At 72.3% G+C, this 14,740-nt stretch carries 15 protein-coding genes; 4 read left to right on the top strand and 11 right to left on the bottom strand.

What is annotated here, in order from left to right; all coding sequences use genetic code 11:
* Window positions 1-6 precede the first annotated feature (6 nt).
* Both T9R20_RS11975 and T9R20_RS11980 read left to right on the top strand, forming a co-directional pair.
* Window positions 7-1,059 (top strand): M4 family metallopeptidase, encoded by a 1,053-nt coding sequence (locus tag T9R20_RS11975; protein WP_322409538.1) that lies wholly within the window; start codon window positions 7-9, stop codon window positions 1,057-1,059.
* A 35-nt stretch (window positions 1,060-1,094) separates the two neighbouring features.
* Complete coding sequence (locus T9R20_RS11980; RefSeq protein ID WP_322409539.1) at window positions 1,095-1,415, top strand: protealysin inhibitor emfourin; 321 nt, start codon at window positions 1,095-1,097, stop codon at window positions 1,413-1,415.
* On the opposite strand, the gene T9R20_RS11985 is transcribed toward T9R20_RS11980, so the two are convergent.
* From T9R20_RS11985 to T9R20_RS11995, 3 genes are read right to left on the bottom strand one after another with little or no spacing between them, the layout of a single operon-like run.
* A complete protein-coding gene (locus T9R20_RS11985; protein ID WP_322409540.1) occupies window positions 1,416-2,030 on the bottom strand; it encodes an N-acetyltransferase family protein in 615 nt (204 codons plus the stop codon). It lies immediately after the preceding gene.
* Between the two features lie 9 nt (window positions 2,031-2,039).
* Window positions 2,040-2,738, bottom strand: a complete 699-nt coding sequence (locus tag T9R20_RS11990) for a uracil-DNA glycosylase (protein ID WP_322409541.1) — start codon at window positions 2,736-2,738, stop codon at window positions 2,040-2,042.
* Window positions 2,738-3,559: an SDR family oxidoreductase gene (locus tag T9R20_RS11995; RefSeq protein WP_322409542.1), complete on the bottom strand. Its 822-nt coding sequence runs from the start codon at window positions 3,557-3,559 to the stop codon at window positions 2,738-2,740. The genes T9R20_RS11990 and T9R20_RS11995 overlap by 1 nt, the downstream gene beginning before the upstream one ends.
* A gap of 159 nt (window positions 3,560-3,718) precedes the next feature.
* Here T9R20_RS11995 and T9R20_RS12000 point away from each other — a divergent pair, with 159 nt between their 5' ends.
* The gene (locus tag T9R20_RS12000; protein ID WP_322409543.1) at window positions 3,719-5,041 is read left to right on the top strand and encodes a bifunctional o-acetylhomoserine/o-acetylserine sulfhydrylase; all 1,323 of its coding nucleotides are present in this window, start codon (window positions 3,719-3,721) and stop codon (window positions 5,039-5,041) included.
* 615 nt (window positions 5,042-5,656) lie between these two features.
* Here the strand turns inward: T9R20_RS12000 and T9R20_RS12005 are convergent.
* Window positions 5,657-6,355 (bottom strand): SDR family oxidoreductase, encoded by a 699-nt coding sequence (locus T9R20_RS12005; RefSeq protein WP_322409544.1) that lies wholly within the window; start codon window positions 6,353-6,355, stop codon window positions 5,657-5,659.
* Between the two features lie 18 nt (window positions 6,356-6,373).
* Window positions 6,374-7,570, bottom strand: a complete 1,197-nt coding sequence (locus T9R20_RS12010; protein WP_322409545.1) for a GAF domain-containing sensor histidine kinase — start codon at window positions 7,568-7,570, stop codon at window positions 6,374-6,376.
* 79 nt (window positions 7,571-7,649) lie between these two features.
* Here T9R20_RS12010 and metX point away from each other — a divergent pair, with 79 nt between their 5' ends.
* A complete protein-coding gene (gene metX, locus T9R20_RS12015) occupies window positions 7,650-8,855 on the top strand; it encodes a homoserine O-acetyltransferase MetX (RefSeq protein WP_322409546.1) in 1,206 nt (401 codons plus the stop codon).
* On the opposite strand, the gene T9R20_RS12020 is transcribed toward metX, so the two are convergent.
* The 6 genes from T9R20_RS12020 to T9R20_RS12045 are packed head-to-tail and all read right to left on the bottom strand — an operon-like array spanning window position 8,852 to window position 14,574.
* Window positions 8,852-9,631: an NUDIX domain-containing protein gene (locus T9R20_RS12020; RefSeq protein ID WP_322409547.1), complete on the bottom strand. Its 780-nt coding sequence runs from the start codon at window positions 9,629-9,631 to the stop codon at window positions 8,852-8,854. The two genes, metX and T9R20_RS12020, sit on opposite strands and share 4 nt — an antisense overlap.
* Entirely contained in the window at window positions 9,628-9,954 is a 327-nt protein-coding gene (locus tag T9R20_RS12025; protein WP_322409548.1) for a thiamine-binding protein, read from the bottom strand. Before T9R20_RS12025 ends, T9R20_RS12020 begins: the two co-directional genes overlap by 4 nt.
* Before the next feature lie 22 nt (window positions 9,955-9,976).
* A complete protein-coding gene (locus tag T9R20_RS12030) occupies window positions 9,977-11,197 on the bottom strand; it encodes a glycosyltransferase 87 family protein (RefSeq protein ID WP_322409549.1) in 1,221 nt (406 codons plus the stop codon).
* Between the two features lie 55 nt (window positions 11,198-11,252).
* Window positions 11,253-12,161, bottom strand: a complete 909-nt coding sequence (locus T9R20_RS12035) for an ADP/ATP-dependent (S)-NAD(P)H-hydrate dehydratase (RefSeq protein ID WP_322409550.1) — start codon at window positions 12,159-12,161, stop codon at window positions 11,253-11,255.
* A gap of 41 nt (window positions 12,162-12,202) precedes the next feature.
* On the bottom strand, window positions 12,203-13,252 hold the full coding sequence (locus T9R20_RS12040) for a hemolysin family protein (RefSeq protein ID WP_322409551.1): 1,050 nt from the start codon (window positions 13,250-13,252) through the stop codon (window positions 12,203-12,205).
* Window positions 13,249-14,574 (bottom strand): hemolysin family protein, encoded by a 1,326-nt coding sequence (locus tag T9R20_RS12045; RefSeq protein ID WP_322409552.1) that lies wholly within the window; start codon window positions 14,572-14,574, stop codon window positions 13,249-13,251. Before T9R20_RS12045 ends, T9R20_RS12040 begins: the two co-directional genes overlap by 4 nt.
* Window positions 14,575-14,740: the final 166 nt, after the last annotated feature.

Here is a 14,740-nt window from a genome sequence, read left to right on the forward strand (position 1 = left end):
GTCGCCATGCGCGCGATCATCCCCCCCTATCTCCTTGCCCGTATCGCCTCGGTCGGTGAACCCGCCTTCGCCCACGCGGCCGCCGCGGCGCGCGCCACCCTCCAGGCCACCCCGCCCTACCGCATCGCCCGCCGTCGCCTGCGTCTGTCGATCGACGAAGACGGCACGATCACCGCCGAGACCGCCCCCGCGCCAGACCGCACGATCTCCGATGCCGGCGGTCGCGAGGTGCTGCCCGGCCGGCGGGTACGCGGCGAAGACGACCCCGCCACCGGCGACGCCGCCGTCGACGAAGCCTTCGACGGCCTCGGCATCACCTTCGACGCGTTCTGGGACGCCTTCGCGCGCAACAGCATCGACGGCGCCGGAGCACCGCTCCTGGCCACGGTGCACTACGGACGCGACTACGACAACGCGTTCTGGAACGGCGAGCGCATGGTCTTCGGCGACGGCGACGGCGAGGTGTTCACGGGATTCACCGGATCGCTCACCGTCATCGCCCACGAGCTCGCTCACGGGGTCATCGAGGCGGCGGGGGGCCTGGAGTACCAGGACCAGTCGGGAGCGCTGAACGAATCGATCGCCGACGTGTTCGGCGTGCTCGTCGAGCAGCAGCACTTCGGACAGACCGCCGACGAGGCCAGCTGGCTCGTCGGCGAGGGGATCTTCACTGACGCCGTGCAGGGGCGGGCCCTCCGATCGCTCGCGGCGCCGGGGACGGCGTATGACGACGACATCCTCGGCCGCGACCCGCAGCCGGGGCACATGGATGACTTCGTCGTGACCGACGACGACAACGGCGGCGTCCACATAAACTCCGGCATCCCCAATCGCGCGTTCCACCTGTGCGCCACCGCCCTCGGCGGCTACGCCTGGGAACGCGCGGGACGGGTCTGGTATCTCACCCTGACGTCGGGCACGCTCTCCCCCACCGCGGACTTCTCGACGTTCGCGGCCGCCACGGTCGCCGTCGCCCGGGCGGAGTACGGTGAATCATCCGAAGAAGCAGCGGCCGTGCGCGCCGCCTGGGCGGGCGTCGGGGTCGACCTCGCCGGGTAAGGCGTCGCGGCCCCGAGAGAGCGACGTGGACGGGGATGAGCGATCAGACGGATGACGGCGACGGCACGGACGCGGTGGTGGTGATCCTGGTGGAGCGCACCGGGGGTGTCACCGGGATCCCCCGGCGATGGCGCGCGGAGGCCGAGGGCGACGACGCGTCATCCTGGTTGCCGCTCATCGACGCCTGCCCCTGGGACGGGTCCTCTCGCCCAGGACGCGGCGCAGACCGGTTCCGCTGGCGGGTGCACGCGAGGTGGCACGGCGCCGACCGCGAGGCCGAGTTCGGCGACGCCGACCTGGAAGGACCGTGGCAGACCCTCGTCGAGCGCGTGCGCGAGCACGGCCGGCCGGGCTGATCAGCGCCCGAAGAGCGCGCGGCGCTTCTTCTGAGGTTTCAGCGACTTCTGCAGGTACACCGTTCCGAGCCACCGGCCGAACTTGAAGCCGACCCGGCCCATGCGCCCGACCTCTTCGAAGCCGAGCTTCTCGTGCAGCGCGATGGACGCCTCGGCGCCCTTGTCGCTGATCACCGCCACCATCTCGCGGATGCCCGCCTGCTCGCACGCGGCGATCAGCGCCTCCAGCAGCGCCCGCCCGAGCCCTTTCCCCGTCGCGGCCTGCCCGAGGTAGATGGAGTTCTCCACCGAGTACCGGTAGGCCGACTTGCTCGACATCGGCTGCACGTAGGCGTAGCCGAGGATCTGACCCGACGGCGACTGGGCCACGAGGAACGGCAGGCCGAGCTTGTGCAGGTGTGCGACCTTGTCGCGCCACTGCGCGACCGACCACTTCTTCTCGTCGAAGGTGACCACGGAGTTGGTGACGTAGTAGTTGTAGATCTCCCGGATGTCGGGGATGTCGGCGTCGGCGACCGGGCGGATCTCGAACGAGAACGGGCGCTCCGGCTCGGGACGGCGGCGAAGATGACGGGGCACCCGGCGCCTCGCCGTTTCGTACTCCTCCTCCAGCATGGCGACAGCCTACGCGGCGGCCGGCAGGCGCCAGTCGACCGGTGATGCGCCCTGCGCGGCGAGGAGCTCGTTCGTGCGCGAGAAGGGCCGGGACCCGAAGAATCCGCGGCTCGCCGACAGGGGCGACGGATGCGCCGAGGAAAGGACGGGGGTCTCGCCGAGGAGCGGACGCAGGGTCGCCGCATCCCTCCCCCAGAGGATCGCCACGAGGGGACGGTCACGGGCGGCGAGCACGCGGATGGCGTGGTCGGTGACGCGCTCCCACCCCCACCCGCGATGCGAGCCGGGTTCTCCGGGCCGGACGGTGAGCACGCGGTTCAGCAGCATGACGCCCTGATCGCTCCACGCCGACAGGTCGCCGTGCGCCACGGGCTCGATGCCGAGGTCGTCGTCGAGCTCGCGGTAGATGTTCGCCAGGCTCCGCGGCAGAGGGCTGACGCGGGGGTCGACCGCGAACGAGAGCCCGATCGGATGCCCCGGGGTGGGGTACGGGTCCTGCCCGACGATCAGCACCTTGACGTCGTCGAGCGGGCGTGAGAAGGCGCGCAGGACGGCATCCCCGGCGGGGAGGTAGCGGGCGCCCGCGGCGGTCTCGGCACGCAGACGCTCGCCGAGCGCGGCGATGTCGGGAGCGACGGGGGCGAGGGCGTTCGCCCACCCGGCGTCCAGGAGACCGGCCTCGGCGAGCTCGTCGAGCGTGCGCGCCATCATCCCGCCGTGCGCGCGTGCAGCGGCCCGCGGGCCAGCAGGTGCTGCGCCGACTGCGCGACCGGTCGCATGGTGACGAGGTCGAGGTTGACGTGCCCCGGCGCCGAGAGCGCGTAGCCGATCACGTCGGCGACGTCGTCGGCGGTGAGGGGCGCTTCGACGTCCTCGTACACACGGTCGGCGGCGGCGCGGTCGCCGCCCAGCCGGTTGAGGGTGAACTCCTCGGTCTGCACCATGCCCGGGGCGATCTCGATCACCCGGAGCGGCTCGCCGTTGAGCTCCAGACGCAGCGCGTGGGCGATCATCGACTGCCCCGCCTTCGCGGCGTTGTACCCGGCGCCGCCGGCGTAGGCGACCTGCGCGGCCGTCGAGGTGACGAAGACCACGTCGGCGTGGGCGGCCCGGTCGGCGGCGGCGCGGCGCAGGAGCGGCAGCAGCGCCGCGGTGAAGCGCTGCGTGGCGAGCACGTTGACCTCGAACATCCACTGCCAGTCGTCGGGGTCGCCGTCTTCGACGCGGTCGGCGCCGCGCGCGCCCCCGGCGACGTTGACGAGCGCGTCGACCGGTCCGGTCTCGGCGAGCCACTGGGCGAGCGCCTCGACGTCGGCCGCCGCGGTGAGGTCGGCGGCGAACGCGGCCGCGCCGATCTCGTTCTCCAGCGCTGCGAGGCGTTCCGCCCGCCGCGCCACGGCGACCACGTCCCAACCGAGGGTTCGAAGCTTCCGCGCCGTCGCCTCGCCGATCCCCGAGCTCGCTCCGGTGACCACCGCGCGCCGGGCGGTCGGTCGATCTGCGGCATCCGTCGTCGTGGCATCGGTCATACACCTCACGCTACAAGCCGCGCCCGGCGCCGGGCGCACCGCGCCTGCGCGCCCGCGTTACGTCACATTTCCCCGCCATTGTCGGGTCGAGACGCCTTCCGTACCCTCGGAGAGGTCGCGGGACCCGCCGCGGCACCCATCGACCGGTAGGAGCAGCCCATGTCCGCACCCGAGAACTGGCGTTTCGAGACCAAGCAGATCCACTCGGGCGCCCAGCCCGACCCGGTGACGAAGGCCCGCGCCACGCCCATCTACCAGACCACGTCGTACGTGTTCGACAACACCGACCACGCCGCGAACCTCTTCGCGCTGGCCGAGTTCGGCAACATCTACACCCGCATCCAGAACCCCACGCAGGATGTCGTCGAGCAGCGCATCGCGGCGCTCGAAGGCGGCACCGGGGCGCTCCTGGTCTCCAGCGGCCAGGCGGCCGAGACCTTCGCGATCCTGAACCTCGCCGAGGCGGGCGACCACTTCGTCTCGTCGAGCTCGATCTACGGCGGCACGTACAACCTCTTCAAGTACACCCTCGCCAAGCTCGGCATCCAGGTCACGTTCGTCGAGAATCAGGACGACCCCGAGGAGTGGCGTCGCGCGGTGCGACCCAACACCAAGGCGTTCTTCGCCGAGACGATCGGCAACCCCAAGATCAACGTCCTCGACATCCGCACCGTCGCCGACGTCGCGCACGAGGCGGGGGTTCCGCTCATCGTCGACAACACCATCGCCACGCCGTACCTCATCCGTCCCTTCGAGCACGGCGCCGACATCGTCCTGCACTCGGCGACGAAGTTCCTCGGCGGCCACGGCACGGTGATCGGCGGCGTGATCGTCGACGGCGGGTCGTTCGAGTGGTCGAAGAACGTCGACCGCTTCCCGGCCTTCACCGAGCCCGACCCGTCGTACCACGGGGCGAGCTACACCGCGGCGGTCGGCGACGGGCTGGCCTACATCATCAAGGCGCGCGTGCAGCTGCTCCGCGACCTCGGGTCATCCATCTCCCCCAACAGCGCCTGGCTGCTCCTGCAGGGCATCGAGACGCTGTCGCTGCGCATCGAGCGTCACGTGCAGAACGCACAGGAGATCGCCGAGTGGCTCGAGAACCAGTCCGACGTGGCGTCGGTGAACTACTCGGGCCTTCCCACCTCGCCCTGGTACGCCGCCGCGAACCGCTACGCCCCGAAGGGCGTCGGCGCCGTGCTGTCGTTCGAGTTGAAGGGCGGTGTGGATGCGGGCCGCGCGTTCGTGAACTCGCTGACCCTTTTCAGCCACCTGGCCAACATCGGCGACGTGCGCTCGCTCGTCATCCACCCCGCCTCGACCACCCACTCGCAGCTCACGCCCGAGCAGCAGCTCACCGCCGGGGTGACCCCCGGGCTCGTGCGCCTCTCGGTGGGCATCGAGAACGTCGACGACCTCAAGGCCGACCTCGAGCAGGCCCTCGCCGCCGCGCGCCAGGTCTCGGAGGCCGCGCGCGCCTGACCCGGCGCGCCCCGGGGCGCCCCGCGAACTCGACCAGGGTTCGCGGGGCGCTCTGCGTCTCGGTGCGGACGCGCGGCGCGGCGCGGCACCGAGGCACGACGCCCCCCCCCCCCCCCCCGCGGCATCCGTCCCCTTCTCCGGCAGCGCGTGTGGCCGTCCGGCGCACTCCCGCGGAGATCCACGCTCCCACGGACCGATCCCGCCTCACACGACCGCGCGAACGCGGATCTCCTCGGGAGCGAAAGGATGCGACGCCGCCGCCGCGCCCACAGGACCCGCATCCCTCACTCAGTTCCGCACTTTCCCGCGGAGATCTACGCTCCCGCGGACCGATCCTGCCCACACGACCGCGCGAGCGTGGATCTCCGCAGGAGTGCGAGGATGCCACCACGCGCCTCGCCCGCAGAACGCCACTCCTGGGCTCAGCCCGCCGGGTTCCCGCGGAGATCTACGCTCCCGCGGACCGATCCTGCCCACACGACCGCGCGAGCGTGAATCTCCGCGTGTGCGAAGTGGGCCTGCACGCCGCACGCCGCACGCCGCACGCCGGGCGCCGCGCACCCGTGTGCACCCGACCGCCGCCAGACCCAACCGCCGCGCGCGACCGCGGCGCCGTCAGACCTTCATGCGCGGGCGCACCCGCGCCAGCCCGCCGTCGACGGCGAGCACCTGACCGGTGATCCAGTCGTTCGCGGGGTCGAGGAGGAAGGCCACGGCCCGCGCGACGTCATCGGGCTGGCCGAGGCGCCCGAGCGCGTGCATGGCCTCGGACACCTTCCGCGCCCCCTCGGTCTCGGTCAGCGACGCCGTCAAGGACGTCTCGGTCAGCCCGGGGGCGACGGCGTTGACCCGGAGGTTCCGCGACGCGTACGTCGCCGCAGCCGACAGCGCCAGCCCGATCACTCCGGATTTCGCGGCCGCGATCGCCTCGTGGTTCGCCGTTCCGTGCATGGCCGCCGCGGATGACACGAGCACGACCGATCCGCCGCGCTTGAGGTGCTTGCCCGCACCGCGCACGGTCGCGAACGCCGTCGTGAGCGAGGCGGCGATCACCTCGTCGTACTCCTCGGCGGTGGTCAGGTGCGCCGGCTTGAGCAGCAGCGACCCGGCGAAGCACGCCACGCCGTCGAGCTCGCCCGCCGCGGCGAACACGTCGTCGACGGCCGCGAAGTCGGTGGCGTCGAGGATGTGGTCGGGGGTGATGGTGTGGTCGCCGCGGGCGGTCGTGATGACCTCGTGTCCGCCGTCGCGCAGGATGTCCGCGGTGGCCTGGCCGATGCCGCTCGATGCGGCGATGAGAAGGAAGCGCGCCATGCTCCCATCATCGTGCGCTCAGACGGGGGCGGGCTCGAATCGGCCGGATCCGGGCAGGGCGACCCAGACGCGGGCACCGCCGAGCGGCGCGTCGCTGATGCCGATCTGCCCGCCGTGCGCTTCGACGATGCGGCGGCAGGTGGCAAGGCCCAGCCCCAGTCCCGGCGCGACGACGTTCTCGCCCCGCTCCATGAGCCCGAAGACCCGTTCGCGCTCGGCGACGGGGACGCCGGGGCCGTTGTCGTCCACGACCAGACGGATGCCCGCGGCCGAGCGCTCCGCACGCACCTCGACGTGCGGCCGCGTCCCCGTGGCGGCGGCGAACTTCACGGCGTTGGCGACCAGGTTCTCGACCAGGACCCGCAGCATGGTCCGATCGCCCTCGAGGTCGGAGTCGGCGATCACCGCGATGTGCGCGCCGCTGTCGCTCAGGGCGGCGTGCAGGTCATCCTGGATCTCCTCCAGCAGGTCTGCGACGTCCACGCGCACCGGCGTCGGCGGCACCCCGCCCACGCGCGCGAAGGCGAGCAGGTCGTCCAGCATGTTCGACATGCGATGCGCCGCGGCTTCGGCGCGCTCGATGGCCCGGGATGCGGCGGGCGCACCGGCGAGCTCGGGGGCGTCGACGGCGAGCTCGAGGAATCCGCTGATCGCGGTCAGCGGGTTGCGCAGGTCATGGCTGACCTGGCGGGCGAAGCCCTCGAGGGCCTCGTTCGACCGGCGCAGCTCGCGCGCGAGCCTCCGCAGCTCGAGGACGTCGACCACCTGGCGGGCGAGGACGTCGAGCGCCGCGCCCTGCTCGGCGGTGAGCGCGCCGGGATCGTCGTCGAAGACGCAGAGGGTGCCGATGGGCACGCCGCCCGGCGTCACCAGGGGGCTCGAGGCATAGAACCGGATGCGGGCGATGTCGCCGGTGACGAAGGGGTTCTGAGCGAATCGCTCGTCGCGTCGGGCATCGCTGACGATGACGCGCTGGGCGTTCTCGAAGACGACCGCGCACATGGAATCGTCTCGCGAGCAGGTGGACGCCGCGATCCCCACCGTGGCGATCTGGTGCTGCTGCCGGTCGTCGATGATGTTGATCACCGCCGTGGGCACCCCCGAAATGGTCGCCGCCAGGCGCACCAGGCCCTCGAGGTCGGGCTCGGGAGGCTCGCCGATGACGCCGTACTGCGCGATCACCTCGCGGCGCGTCGCGTCCTGTGCTGTGCTCACGTGCGTCCCCCCGGGCCCCACAATAGCCGGGGGCGTAACACGGCGCTGGGCGGCGCGGCCAACGGCGAGAATGGCAGGCATGGACTGGCAGACCTCCGAAGACACGGTGCCGAGCGCCCCCGTGACAGAGGCCGATGCCCGTCTGCTCCTCGGCCGCCCGCCCGTGACCGGCGCCTGGCGCGACGGCGACCCGGCAGGAGCACGCCAGTTCGCCGCCTTCGGGGCGTTCCGCACCGAGGGCGGCCGGGAGCTCCCGGGCATCCGCATCGCGTTCGAGACCTGGGGCGAGCTGAATCCGGCTCGCGACAACGCCGTGCTGATCCTCCACGCCCTCACCGGTGACAGCCACGTCACCGGCGAGGCCGGTCCGGGGCATCCCACCGACGGCTGGTGGGACGACATCGTCGGCCCGGGCGCACCCGTCGACACCGACCGCTGGTACGTGGTCGCACCCAACATGCTGGGCGGATGCCAGGGCTCGACCGGGCCGGCGAGCGTCGCGCCCGACGGCTACGAGTGGGCGTCGCGGTTCCCGTACCTGACCATCCGCGATCAGGTCGCCGCCCAGGTGCGCCTCGCCGACGCGCTCGGCGTCGACAGCTGGGCGGCGGTCATCGGCGGATCGATGGGCGGCATGCACGCGCTGGAGTGGGCCGTCTCGCACCCCGAACGGGTGGAACGGATGGCGGTGCTCTCGGCCCCGCCCGTGACCACCGCCGACCAGGTGGCGCTCAACTCGGTGCAGCTCGAGGCGATCCGCATCGATCCGCGGTTCCAGGGCGGGGAGTACTACGACGCCGGCGACGGCGACGGACCGCACCGCGGGCTCGCCCTCGCGCGTCGGATGGCGCTTCTGAACTACCGTTCGCCGACCGAGCTCAATTCGCGCTTCCAGCGCTCGTGGCAGTCCGGTGTCAGCCCGCTCGGCCACGGCGGACGCTTCGCGGTGGAGAGCTACCTCGACTTCCACGGCAACAAGTTCACGCGCCGCTTCGACGCGAACAGCTACCTAACCCTCGTCGAGGCGATGAATTCGCACGACATCGGTCGCGACCGCGGCGGGGTCGAGAGCGCGCTGGAGCGGGTGACGGCACGCGCACTGGTGCTCGGTATCGACAGCGACCGCCTCTTCCCGGTCGACGGACAGCACCGCATCGCCCGGGGGCTGCGCCACAACATCGACGGCGACCGCGCTGTGGAGCTCGTCAGCGACTTCGGCCACGACGGATTCCTCATCGAGACCGCGCGGGTCGGGCACCACCTCGCGCGGCTGCTCTCCGTCTAGGCGCGCAGGTAGCGCCAGGGAAGGCGCCCGATCTCCAGTCGATGGCGGCGATCGCCGGGCCCCGGCGCGGCGAATTCTGCATCCTCGGCCCAGAGCAGGATCGGTCCGTCGGGTCCGCGGCGCGCCACCGTGTCGAATCGCCGCACCCCGGCCATCCGGGCGTGCTCGATCGCCTCGCGCACACCCGCAGCCCCCACCAGCCCGTGAAGGGTCACCCACGTCGGCGGGTACAGCACGAGGTCGCCGCGACCGTGGGCGGCGAGGGCCTCGACGAGCCGGAGCCACCGGGCGCGCTCGACCTCGCCCGCAGCGAGGACGAGATCCTCCGCGTCGCCCGTGCGCAAAGCCCCTGCGAGGAAGAACCAGGTGCGGATCCGCAGCGGCAGGCCCGGGGGCGGCTCCCACCGCGACAGCGTCACGAGCGTCTCCTCCGTCAGGTCGAGACCGATCTCCTCCCGCGTCTCGCGCACGGCGGCCCGTCGGGCGGTCGCCTGCTCGTCGCCGGGCTCGCCACCGGCCGCGTCGACCGGCTCGACCATCCCCCCGGGGAAGACCCAGGCGCCCGCGAACGACCCCCGCGGGGGCCGCTCCAGCAGCAGCGCCTCGACCCCCGACGCCGTGTCGCGGAGCAGCACTGCGGTGCCGGCGACCGGCACACCGGGATCGTCGCCGTCGTCCTCGGCCCTCGGGCGCGACTCGCCGGCGGCGTCGGCCAGCACCCGGGCCAGTCGGTCGGCGGCGGAGGGCGCGCCCGGCTCCTCGGCCGACCGGGTCACGCCTCTGGCGACGGGTCGGCGTCGCTCTCGAGCGCGCGCTCCAGGCGGTCGATCTTGGCGTCGATCTCGCCCGTCCGCCCGGGACGGATGTCGGCCTTGAGCACGAGCGACACCCGCGACCCGAAGGGCAGGACCGCCTCGGTCGCGCGCTTGACGACGTCCATCACCTCGTCCCACTCGCCTTCGAGCTCGGTGAACATCGACGTGGTCCGGTGCCGCAGGCCCGAGGTGCGCACCACGCGGACGGCGGCGGCGACGGCATCGTGAACGGAGCCGTCGGAACGGCCGGTGCCGCTCGGGGCGACGGAGAAGGCGACGAGCATGTGGTCCTCTCGGAAGACGGGATCAGGTCAGGGCGTCCACGGCGGCGGGCGCGGGCACGCGTCGGGGCGATCGCACGAGGAGGGCGACACTCCACACCAGGAGCGCGGCGAGCAGGATGTTGCGCAGCGTCAGCGCGCCGACGGCGATCGGATCGCCTCCGAGCACGCGGTCGTACCAGAGCGGATAGACCAGCTGCGTGAGGGCAGCGGCGACGAGCGCCAGGCAGGCCGGCGACCACCACCGGTCGCGGTCGAGCACGAGGCCGACGACGAGGGGCGCGACGATCCACGTGAGGTACTGGGGCGACCCGACCTTGTTGGTGACGATGAGGACGAGCACGAGACTGAGCGCCAGGGCGGGGAAGATCCGCAGGAACGGGATGCCGCGGCGCACCTGCACCGCGCCGAGCACCGTCACCACGGCGACCGCTCCCCCCAGCACGAGGGTCATCGCCTCGCTCACGGCCGCGGCGCCCGGGCCGGCGACCTGCCAGGTCAGGATCTCATCGTCGTAGTACACCCGGGAGTCGGCGACGCCCCCGACGGCGCGCCAGAGCCAGTAGACGCTGACGGGCGCCTCGACCTGCAGGCCGCGCTCGGTCTGATCGAAGACGAAGCCGAAGAGGTGCCTCGCTCCGCCCACCGCGACGACGATGCCGATCACGATCGCCGACAGCGCCGCGGCACCGCCGAGCAGGGCGAGGCGGCGACGCACGGCGACGAGGGCGGCGAGGAGCAGCGCGGCGGGCCAGACCTTGATCCACGTGGCCGCCGCGAGGAGCGTCGCGGCGAGCCAGGGTCTGCTAAGCAGCCACAGACACCCTGCGACGGCGAGGGGAACGGTGACCGCATCCAGACGGTACAGCCCGACCGGACCGAGCGCGACGATGAACACCAGCCAGAACCACGCAGCAACCGTGCGGCCCTGCGACCGGCCCCGCCCCACGAGGACCGCGAACGCCGCCGCATCGAGGGCGGTGACGACGACAGGCCAGGCGACGAGGTACGAGCCGAACACCGGCGCGAGCACGTGGGTGACGAGGATCGGCGCCAGCGCCAGGGCGGGGTAGACCCAGTTCTCGGTGATCCCGACGACCCCGAGGCCCATCGCCGCGCGATCGGCCCAGGGCGCGTAGACGAGGTACACGTCGCCCATCGGCTGATTGGGCTGGAGGAAGCCGAGCACGGCCACGGCGGCGTGCACGAGCACGAACGCCACCCACAGCACCGCCCGCTTCGACACGCGCCCATCCTAGGCCGCAGGTCCTTCGGAACCCTGTCGGGGCCTCGCCGCGGGCTCAGCCGGCGAGCACCTCGGCGATCACCGCCGGCAGGGCATCGGCCACATCGAGCGCCGTCACGGGCCCGGCGCCCGCCCCGGCACCACCGGCCGCACGTTGGGCGGCCCGGACGCCGGCGCGCTGATGAACCCACACCGCCGCCGCGGCACGCCGTGCCCAGGGTTCCATGCCGGGGTCGGCGGATGCCCCGCCGGCACCCCCGCTCCCGGCACGCTCCTCGCGGGCTGCCGCACCGGCGATGACCGCTCCGATCACCCCCGCCAGGACGTCGCCCGTCCCCGCGGTGGCCAGCCACGAGGTGCCGTCCTGGGCGACCCGCGCATGCCACCCACCCGGTTCGGCCACGATGGTGCGCGCGCCCTTCAGCACCACGACCGCACCGGTGCGGCGTGCGGTCTCCTGCGCGGCGCGGACACGATGATCGCCGGCATCGGGCCCGACCGGCGCGAGGCCGAGCGCGGCGCGCAGCCGGTCGTGCTCGCGGTCATGGGGCGTGAGGATCCGCACCCCGCCCTCGCGCGCCCCATCGGCGATGAGATCGAGCGCACCGGCGTCGACGACGACCGGCTCGGGACGGGACAGGATGTCGCGGAGCGCCGATCCCTCGCCCGGGGGCCGCGTCGCGGCATCCGTCCCCGAGCCGATCAGCCAGGCCTGGACCCTTCCGCTGGCGGTGACCGTCTCGGGGCGGCGCTGGAGCACGAGCCCGGTGGGCCGGTCGGGCCCGAGATAGCGGACCATCCCGACTCCTGTCCGCCACGCCGCCTCGACACCGAGCACCGCGGCGCCGGGGTACTGCTCCGAACCGGTGCGGATCCCGACCACGCCGCGACGGTACTTGTCGTCGGTGTCGGTCGGGGCGTGCAGCTCGGCCGCCGTGTCGGACAGACCCCAGGGGACGCTCATCCCGTCACCCTAGCCGGGTGTCAGCGCCCGCCGAAGGGCCCTCAGCGCCCGCGACGGGTGGCGTCCTGAACCTCGCCGACGAGTTCTTCGATGACGTCCTCGAGGAAGAGCACCGCGGTGATCGTGCCGCTCTGATCCCGCACCTGGGCCAGGTGGCGGCCGTCGCGGCGCATGAGCGCCAGGGCGTCCTCGAGGTCGGTGGTCTCCTGCACGGGCACCATGTGGTGGATGCGCTTGGCCGGGATCGGGGTGTCGACCGCGGCATCGGGCCCCTCGGCCACCCGGAGGATGTCCTTCAGGTGCACGTAGCCCACCGGCGCGCCGTCCGCCCCGACGATGACGTAGCGCGAGAAGCCGTGGCGGGCGACAGCCCGCTCGATGTCGCCCGGCGTCGTGGTCTCGGGGAGGGTGACGAGGTCGGCGAGCGGCACGGCGATGTCCTTCGCCTTCTTGTCGGTGAACTCCATCACCGCCGCGACCGTGCCCGCCGAGTCGTCCAGCACTCCCTCGATGCGCGACTGGTTGACGATCGTCGCGACCTCTTCGAGAGTGAACGTCGACGCGGCCTCGTCTTTCGGCTCCACCCGGAACAGCCGCACGATGTGGTTGGCGATCCAGTTCAGCGTGAAGATCACGGGGTGGAAGACCTTCGACACCCACACCAGCGGGGCCGCGAGCATGAGGACCGCCCGGTCGGGCACCGAGAAGGCGAGGTTCTTCGGCACCATCTCACCGAAGACGACGTGGAGGTACGACACCAGCACGAGCGCGATGGCGAAGGCGATCGCGTCCACGAGCCCCGCGGGCAGACCGGTCAGGGCGAGGGGCTCTTCGAGCAGGTGATGGATGGCCGGTTCGGAGACGTTCAGGATCAGCAGCGAACAGATCGTGATGCCCAGCTGCGAGGTCGCCAGCATCAGGGTGGCGTGCTCCATCGCGTACAGCGCAGTGCGGGCGGCGCGGACGCCCTTCTCGGCCAGCGGCTCGATCTGCGAGCGTCGCGCCGAGATCACGGCGAACTCCGCGCCGACGAAGAAGGCGTTGCCGAGGAGCAGCACGACCAACCAGGCGATCCCTGCCCAATCGCTCATCGGTCCTCACCCCCGGCCTCGGTGCGCGCGGCCACGACCGCGGGGGTGAAGCGCACCCGGTCGACGCGGCGGCCGTCCATGCGCTGCACCTCCAGCGCTCCGTCCTCGATGCTCACCGCGTCGCCGACGGCGGGGATGCGCTCGAGAACGCTCATGATGAAGCCGCCCACGGTGTCGTACACGTCTCCCTCGGGGATGCGGATGCCGGTGCGATCACGCACCTCGTCGGGCCGCAGCTCGCCGGGGAAGCTCACGTAGCCGCTCCCCCGCACGATGCCGGCGCGACGCCGGTCGTGCTCGTCGAGCACCTCGCCGACGATCTCTTCCACGAGGTCTTCGAGCGTGACCACGCCCGCCGTGCCGCCGTACTCGTCGACGACGACCGCCATCTGGTAACCCCGGGCCCGCAGTTCCGACACCAGCGCATCGAGGTGGACGGCCTCGGGCACGCGCAGGACCTCGCTCGCGAGGGCTGCGGCCGGCACATCGGCACGCCGCTCCCTCGGCACGCCGATCGCGGCCTTGAGGTGCACGATGCCGGTGATGTCGTCCATCGACTCGCCGCTGACGGGGAACCGGGAGTGGCCGGTCCGACGGGCGAGCTGGATCACGTCGTCCGCGCTGTCGTCGGACGAGAGCGCATGGATGCTGGGGCGCGGCGTCATCACGTCGGCGGCGGTGAGCCGCGCGAAGTTCAGGCTTCGATCCAGGAGGCTGGCGGTGTCCTTCTCGAGCACGCCCGCGCTCGCCGAGCGCCGGACGAGGCTGGAGAGCTCTTCGGCCGTGCGTGCTCCGGAGAGCTCCTCCTTGGGCTCGATGCCGAGGGCCCGCAGCACCGCGTTGGCACTGCCGTTGAGGAGCCGGATGGCGGGGCGGAAGACGGTGGTGAAGGCCACCTGGAACGGCATCACGAGCTTGGCGGTCTGGCGTGGTACGGCCAGGGCGAAGTTCTTGGGGACGAGCTCGCCGATGATCATCGAGAAGACGGTGGCGACCGAGACGCCGACGATGGCCGACAGCGGCACGACCAGACCCTCGGGCCACCCCCAGCCCAGCAGGACCGGACGCAGCAGGTTCGAGATCGCCGGCTCCATCGTGTACCCGGTCAGGAGCGTGGTCAGGGTGATGCCCAACTGGGCGCTCGAGAGGTGCGTGGAGGTGATGCGCAGCGCGCTGATCGTCAGCGACAGCCGCGACTCCCCCGCCTCCTGGCGGGCCTCGAGATCGGCGCGGTCGAGGTTGACGAGCGCGAACTCGCTCGCCACGAACAATCCGGTGCCGACGGTCAAGAGCAGCCCCACGCCCAACATGACGTAATCCATCACGCGTCACCCCCGATCAGCGCGGGGGCAGGGCGGTGGGGCGAGGGTCTACAACTGGGAGGGTCGTCCATCTCGCCGAGAAGTCTACGGCAGGACGCGCGCGGACGCGGCGGCGGATCGGGGTGCCGATGAGTGGGAACCTCGCTCCCCACGGCCGCCGAACCGA

It is taken from the genome of Microbacterium invictum (assembly GCF_034421375.1).
Classification (GTDB): domain Bacteria; phylum Actinomycetota; class Actinomycetes; order Actinomycetales; family Microbacteriaceae; genus Microbacterium; species Microbacterium invictum_A.

Coding starts and splice junctions, on each gene's coding strand:
- T9R20_RS12040 (WP_322409551.1), bottom strand. CDS start 13,252: ATGAGCGATTGGGCAGGGATCGCCTGGTTGGTCGTGCTGCTCCTCGGC.
- T9R20_RS11990 (WP_322409541.1), bottom strand. CDS start 2,738: ATGGCGCGCACGCTCGACGAGCTCGCCGAGGCCGGTCTCCTGGACGCC.
- T9R20_RS11995 (WP_322409542.1), bottom strand. CDS start 3,559: ATGACCGATGCCACGACGACGGATGCCGCAGATCGACCGACCGCCCGG.
- T9R20_RS12025 (WP_322409548.1), bottom strand. CDS start 9,954: ATGCTCGTCGCCTTCTCCGTCGCCCCGAGCGGCACCGGCCGTTCCGAC.
- T9R20_RS12000 (WP_322409543.1), top strand. CDS start 3,719: ATGTCCGCACCCGAGAACTGGCGTTTCGAGACCAAGCAGATCCACTCG.
- metX (WP_322409546.1), top strand. CDS start 7,650: ATGGACTGGCAGACCTCCGAAGACACGGTGCCGAGCGCCCCCGTGACA.
- T9R20_RS12035 (WP_322409550.1), bottom strand. CDS start 12,161: ATGAGCGTCCCCTGGGGTCTGTCCGACACGGCGGCCGAGCTGCACGCC.
- T9R20_RS11975 (WP_322409538.1), top strand. CDS start 7: ATGCGCGCGATCATCCCCCCCTATCTCCTTGCCCGTATCGCCTCGGTC.
- T9R20_RS12045 (WP_322409552.1), bottom strand. CDS start 14,574: ATGGATTACGTCATGTTGGGCGTGGGGCTGCTCTTGACCGTCGGCACC.
- T9R20_RS11985 (WP_322409540.1), bottom strand. CDS start 2,030: ATGCTGGAGGAGGAGTACGAAACGGCGAGGCGCCGGGTGCCCCGTCAT.
- T9R20_RS11980 (WP_322409539.1), top strand. CDS start 1,095: ATGAGCGATCAGACGGATGACGGCGACGGCACGGACGCGGTGGTGGTG.
- T9R20_RS12005 (WP_322409544.1), bottom strand. CDS start 6,355: ATGGCGCGCTTCCTTCTCATCGCCGCATCGAGCGGCATCGGCCAGGCC.